We start from the raw sequence: 836 nt of genomic DNA, 5'->3' as shown, positions 1-836 counted from the left end.
GCCGAGCAGCACCTGCACGGGGATGTCGTCGCCGATGGCGCCGGTCCAGACCTTGCTGAGCCGGCCGCCCACCATGGTGCGGTCGTCGTGCTGCACGCGCTGGCCGCCCCCGAAGTCGGCAAAGCGGTTGGAGAACTGATGGCTGACGAACAGCGTGCCCTTCAGTTCCTGGTCCTGTGCGCCGGAGGCGTAGTTGGTGACGAAGTTTTCGAGTTGCTTGTTGCCGCCGTCGGTCCGGTTGGTCGCCGAACGCTCGGAGATCGTGCCGGCGGCGATGGCATCGCGGCTGGCATAGCCGGGCGCGCCATATTCGGTGCCGTAAGCCTGCGCGCGGAACGAGATGGTGGCGCCGTCCGGCAGCGTCGTCGTGACCTTGTTGAACGAGTTGTAGCGGTTGACGAAGCTGTTATCGCGGTAGCCGTCGGTGTGATAGCCCTCGAGCGCGAGATAGGGCAACCACGCGCCCTGCGTGGTGCTGTAGGTCGCAACGCCACGGCCGGTCCCTTGCGTGCCGCCTGACACCCCGATGCTGGCGAACGGCTCGGCCTGCTTGGTTGTGATGTTGACCGAGCCGCCCATGTTGGAATCGCCGTATTCGACCGAGAACGGCCCGCGCACGATCTCGATGCTCTTGACGGTCTCCGGCAACAGGACGTTCAGGTCGGCATAGTTCGGCGTGTGCAGCGAGGAGACTTCGTTGAGCGGCACGCCGTCGATTGAGTAGGCGATGTCGCGCCCGTGCTCGGCGTCGGTGTAGCCGCGCAGCGACAAGCCGTAGCCGACGGCCCCCTGCCCGTAATTTGCGACGTTGAAGCCGGGCAGCGAGCGGAACAGAT

The 836-nt window shown here is 65.8% G+C and carries 1 protein-coding gene; it reads right to left on the bottom strand.

Annotated features, from left to right (window positions below; genetic code table 11):
• Positions 1 to 836: TonB-dependent receptor plug domain-containing protein (locus JHD07_RS22830; protein ID WP_291626112.1), on the bottom strand; the 836-nt coding region annotated here is incomplete at both ends.

The sequence above is a fragment of the Bradyrhizobium sp. genome (assembly GCF_016462955.1).
Lineage (GTDB): Bacteria > Pseudomonadota > Alphaproteobacteria > Rhizobiales > Xanthobacteraceae > Bradyrhizobium.
Note: the sequence above shows the minus strand (reverse complement) of the source record. Positions and strands in the feature narration are given on the sequence as shown.